Consider the following 5,255-nt stretch of genomic DNA (forward strand, 5'->3'; position numbering starts at 1 on the left):
CCGCCCGCGGCTCGACGGCCCGGCGGCGGCGACCGAAGGAGAGCAACGGGCGGCGGGTCTTGTTCCCGCGCTCGCGCCGCGGAGCCGGCAGGTCGTCGGTGCCGTCGCCCCGGACCACGCTGGCGAAGTCGGGGAGCTCGACACGCTCGACCGGCGGCACCGGCGCGGCGGCCGGGATGTCGGCATCGGCATCGGCCGGGATGTCGGCATCGGCATCGGCCGGGGTGTCGGCGTCGGCGTCGGCCGGGGTGTCGGCGTCGACGGACGCGGTGTGGGCGGCATCGACGGACACGGCGTCGGCGGAAGCGATGTCCGCGGACGCGGCGGCGGCCGCCTCGGCCGGGGCGTCCAGGACGCCGATCGGCGCGAAGGGCTCCGGCACCGCGAACGGCGGCTCGTCCCGGGTCGGCGCGGCGTCGGCGTGGTCGGCGAGCGCGGGAGTCCCGGCCGCCCACTCGCCCAGCGGGGAAGGCTCGAGCACCGAGCGCGGGTCGACCAACGGCGTCGGGTCGGTCTCCGGCATCTGGTCCAGCACCGGCTCACCCAGGGAGTTCACCGCGAGCGGCTCGCCCCAGGCGGCCTGCTCACCCCAGGACGGGTCGACCGGCTCGTCGTCGGGCATCAGCGCGGGCACGATGAACGCCGACCGCTGCTCCTCGACCGGGTCCGTGGCGACCGGGTCCGTGACGACCGGGTCCGTGACGGCGCGTGCCTCGTCGACCGGGGCCGCCGCCGGGGCCAGTTCGACCGGGGTCTGCTCGACCGGGGCCGCCGCCACCGGGATCTGCTCGACGGGGGTCGTGGCGACCGCCGGGGTCTCCTCGACCGGATCGGACAGCTCCTGCCGGGTGGTACCCGGGCCGTCGAGACCGGGCTGCGACGCGGACTGCGCGCCGTCCAGGGCCGCGCGGCCGCGGAACCCGGCGAACAGTCCGGCACGCGGACCGGTCGGGTTCTCTGTCGTCGTGGTCTCCCGATCGCCGCCGGAGCGCGCGGACTGCCGGGTCGGCAGCCCCGATCCGCGGGTCGGCAGCACGGAGCCGCGACCGGGCAGTGCGGCACCGCCGTCGGCGGGGACCGCGGGGGCCCAGCCGGTGGGCGCGGAGGTGATCTCCGGGGAGAGCGTGGTCGCGGTCGGCACGGGGAGCACCACGCTCGGACCGGCGGGCACGTCGGGGCCGGGGGCACCGGTCCGGCGGCGGGGCAGGCCCGTGCCGGTGGCGCCGTCGGTGAGCGAGGCGAGGTCGACCGGCACGGCGGCCGGGGCCTCGGGCTGCTCGACCACCGGCACCGCACCCGTGGCGGCCGCGGCGAGACCGTCCCCGGCGGCGGTCGGCTCGGCGGTGAACAGCTGACCCGGGAACGCGACGGTCGCGACCGTGCCGGATCCGCCGTCGGTGACCCGGGACAGCGTGACGGAGGCACCCAGCCGGGTGGCCAGGCGGGCGACCACGTACAGGCCCAGGCGCTGGGCGCCGATCGCGTCGGTGGCGGCGGCCGCGGCGATGGTGGCGTTGGCCTCGGCCAGCTCCTCGTCGCTCATGCCGAGTCCCTGGTCGACGATCGTCACCAGCACCTGACGGTCGCCGGAGCGTTCACCGGTCCGCTCGTCGGTCCGCACGAACACCGGGGTGCCGGGCTCGGAGAACAGCGTCGCGTTCTCCAGCAGCTCGGCCATCAGGTGCGCGGCAGCCAGCGCGTTGAAGCCGTGCATCAGCGGATCGACGCCCAGGTCCAGCTGCACGCGGTCGTACTGCTCGATCTCCGAGGACGCGGTCCGGACCACGTCGGACAGCGGCATCGCCTCGCGCAGCCGACGGCCGGAGTCGATCCCGGCCAGCACCAGCAGCGACTCGGCGTTGCGGCGCATCCGGGTGGCGAGGTGGTCCAGGCGGAACAGGTTGGCCAGGGTGGCGGGGTCCTCCTCGGACCGTTCGAGCGAGTCGATGAAGGCCAGCTGACGGCCGAGCAGCACCTGGTCGCGGCGGGCGACGTTGACGAACATCTCCGCGATCGAGCCACGCAGCGCGGCCTGGTCCCGGGCGACCTGGATGGTGGTGGCGTTCACCGAGTTGAAGGCCGCGGCCAGTCGGCCGACCTCGTCCTGGGACGTCACCGGGATCTCGGCCAGCGACAGGTCCGGGGCCTTGCCCGGCTCCGCCACCTGCTCGACCAGGCGCGGCAGCTCCTCGCGGACCTCACCGGCGGCCGAGGTCAGGCGGCGCAGCGGGATGACGATGCCCCGGGAGACCAGGAAGGCGATCACGATGGACAGCGCGGTCGCCGCGATGGTGATGCCGATGGTGATCGCCGACTCGCGGGCCGCGGCGGAGGCGAGGGCCTGGGCGCGGTCGTCCGCCGAGGTCAGCAGATCGCCGGACACCGCGCGCAGCGAGTTGAGCTCGGCGTTCACCAGGGTGTTCCACCGGACCGAGTCCATGGTGGAGATGTTCAGCTGGTTGCCGTTGCTGAGCGCGATCTGCATCGCGGTCAGGTCCGCACTGCGCGAGGGCAGCTGGATGTCGTTGAGCCGCAGGTTGTTCGTGGTGGTGCGGGCCGTGGCGCGCGCCTCGTCGGCGACCGCGAACAACGCGGCCATCTCCCGGACCTCGTCCGGGTCGGAGCCGTCGTCCGCCAGCACCTCGAGCACGATGGGCTGGGTGCGCAGCACACGTTCGATGGTGCCCGCGACCTGTCCGTACGCGGTCAGGCGGGACGCCAGGGACCGGTCGGACAGGGTCTCCGCGACCAGGGCCGGCACGTCGTTGTGGGCCGTGATCATGTCGGTGAAGTTGGAGTCGACCAGCGCCTGCGGGATCGTCTCGGCATCCACCTGTTCGCGCACGTTCGACAGTCGGCTGCGGGAGTTCTGCGCCGCCGCGATCGCCTCGCCCACCCGGGGGTCCAGGCCGGACAGGTCCAGGGCGGAGGCGGCCTCGGTCAGCGCGATCAGGGAGGCGTCGGTGTTCTTGCGCGCGGCCGCCATGCTCCCGGACAGCGCGTCGCCGTCGACCTGCTGCATGGAGAGCGTGCGCTCCTGCTGCAGGGCCTCGATCGCGATGGCGTAGTCGGGCAGCACCTGGACCACGCGGTTGACCGCGCTCGCGGTGCGGGCCTGGCTGACCGACTGCACCGAGATGTAGGCACTGGCGACCAGCAGCACGAGCACCGGCAGCGCGAGCACCGCCAGCACCTTGGCGCGGATGCCGAGCCTGCGCAGCATGTCGACCTGCCTCCTGTTCCCCCGCGACCGGTCGGCCGACGGCGGACGTCACCGAGGAGACGTCCGTTCAAGCCCCATCGGACGATTGACCGGCGGACATGAGCGCTCGGTGCGGATTCATCCGGTGCGTACCCTCGACGGATGCGCGTGATCGAGGTGGAACAGCCCGGCGGACCCGAACAGCTGAGCGTCGTCGAGCGGCCGGATCCGGTTCCCGCCGGCGGTGAGCTCCTGATCCGGGTGGCGGCCGCCGGGGTCAACCGCGCCGACCTGTTGCAGCGCGAGGGCCACTACCCGCCACCGCCCGGGGTGCCGGCCTGGCCCGGGCTGGAGGTGTCCGGCACCGTCGTCGGCCGCGGACCCGAGGTCGACGCCGCGACCTGGCCGGACGGTCTGCCGGTGGCGGCGCTGCTCGGCGGCGGGGGCTACGCGGAGCTGGTCACGGTCCCGGTCGGCCAGGTGCTGCCGGTGCCGGACGGGGTCGACCTGATCGCCGCGGCCGGACTGCCCGAGGCCGCGTGCACCGCCTGGACCAATCTGATCGACTCCGGTGGCCTGGCCGCGGGCGAGACCCTGCTGGTCCAGGGCGGCTCCGGCGGCGTCGGCTCCCTGGCGGTGCAGATCGCCGCCGCGCTCGGTGCCCGGGTGCTCACCACCGCCGGCGGACCGGAGCGCGCGGCGCGGTGCCGGGAGCTCGGCGCCGACGTGGTGATCGACCACCGGATGCAGGACGTGACCGCGGCCGTGCACGAGGCCACCGACGGCCGGGGCGTGGACGTGGTGCTCGACGTGCTCGGTGCGGGCGGACTGGAGACCAACCTCGCCGCGCTGGCCACCGGTGGGCGGCTGGTGGTGATCGGCACCCAGCGCGGCGCCCGCGGCACCCTCGACCTCGGACTGCTGATGGCCAAGCGCGCCTACGTCACCGGCAGCACCCTGCGGTCGCGCACCGTGGCGGAGAAGTCCCGCGTGGTCGCGCAGGTCGCGCACCGGGTGTGGCCGATGGTCGCCGACGGCCGGGTGCGCCCGGTCGTGCACGCCACGCTGCCGCTGGACCGGGCCGACGAGGCGCACCGGCTGCTGGACTCCGGCGAGGTCTTCGGCAAGGTGCTGCTCCTGCCCTGAGCCGGGCGGTCGCGCACCGGACCGGCCGGGGGCAGCATCGGGTCATGAGCCAGGACGACAGCGCCACCGACCGCCCGCGGATCGTCGTGCTGGGCGGCGGTGCGGAACCGGACGCCGACCGCGCCGATCCGGCGCCGCAGGTCGACCAACCGGCCAAGGTGATGCGGATCGGCACCATGATCAAGCAGCTGCTGGACGAGGTGCGCTCCGCCCCGCTGGACGAGGCGGCCCGCGCCCGGCTGGCCGAGGTGCACGAGCGCTCGCTCGCCGAGCTGGAGGACGGGCTGTCCCCCGAACTGGTCGAGGAGCTGCACCGGATCACGTTGCCGTTCACCGACGACAGCAGGCCGTCGGACGCGGAGCTGCGGATCGCCCAGGCCCAGCTGGTCGGCTGGCTGGAGGGGCTGTTCCACGGGATCCAGACCGCGCTGGTCGCGCAGCAGATGGCGGCTCAGGCGCAGCTCGGACAGATGCGCCGGGCGCTGCCCGGCGGTGCGGCCGGTCCGGGGGCGCCGGGCGAGCACGGGCCGGGGCAGTACCTCTAGGGCTCGCGGTGCGGGCGCTCAGCCGTGCCGTCGCCGGGTGGGCACCGCGGTGAGCACGATCGCCCCGGACACGCAGGCCAGTCCCACGATCTCCCACCCGTGCGGCCACTGCCGCAGCGCCACCGCGCCCACCACCGCCGCGGTCGCGGGCAGCAGCGCCAGCAGGACCGAGAAGGTCGCGGCCGTGACCCGGCGCAGCACCACCTGTTCCACCGCGTACGGCACCACCGAGGACAGCACCGCGATCCCGATCACCGCGGCGGCCAGGGCCGGGTCGTGCAGCACGGGCGCGGCGGGCACGGCCAGGAACGGCGCGAAGACGATCGCGCCCGCGAGCATGCCCACCGCGAGCGACGCGAAGC

4 protein-coding genes are annotated in these 5,255 nt (G+C 75.0%); 2 read left to right on the top strand and 2 right to left on the bottom strand.

The window, feature by feature from the left end; translation table 11 throughout:
* On the bottom strand, positions 1-3,223 hold a 3,223-nt coding region (locus OGL89_RS16635), incomplete at its 3' end, for a nitrate- and nitrite sensing domain-containing protein (RefSeq protein WP_263121290.1).
* Between the two features lie 141 nt (positions 3,224-3,364).
* Between OGL89_RS16635 and OGL89_RS16640 the strand changes: the two genes are divergently transcribed.
* Positions 3,365-4,348, top strand: a complete 984-nt coding sequence (locus OGL89_RS16640) for an NAD(P)H-quinone oxidoreductase (RefSeq protein WP_263121291.1) — start codon at positions 3,365-3,367, stop codon at positions 4,346-4,348.
* A 44-nt stretch (positions 4,349-4,392) separates the two neighbouring features.
* Positions 4,393-4,893, top strand: coding sequence for a bacterial proteasome activator family protein (locus OGL89_RS16645; RefSeq protein WP_263121292.1), 501 nt, complete (start codon positions 4,393-4,395; stop codon positions 4,891-4,893).
* A gap of 18 nt (positions 4,894-4,911) precedes the next feature.
* Here the strand turns inward: OGL89_RS16645 and OGL89_RS16650 are convergent.
* Positions 4,912-5,255: EamA family transporter (locus OGL89_RS16650; protein WP_263121293.1), on the bottom strand; the 344-nt coding region annotated here is incomplete at its 5' end.

This window comes from Cellulomonas sp. RIT-PI-Y (genome assembly GCF_025642745.1).
Taxonomy (GTDB): Bacteria; Actinomycetota; Actinomycetes; order Actinomycetales; family Cellulomonadaceae; genus Cellulomonas.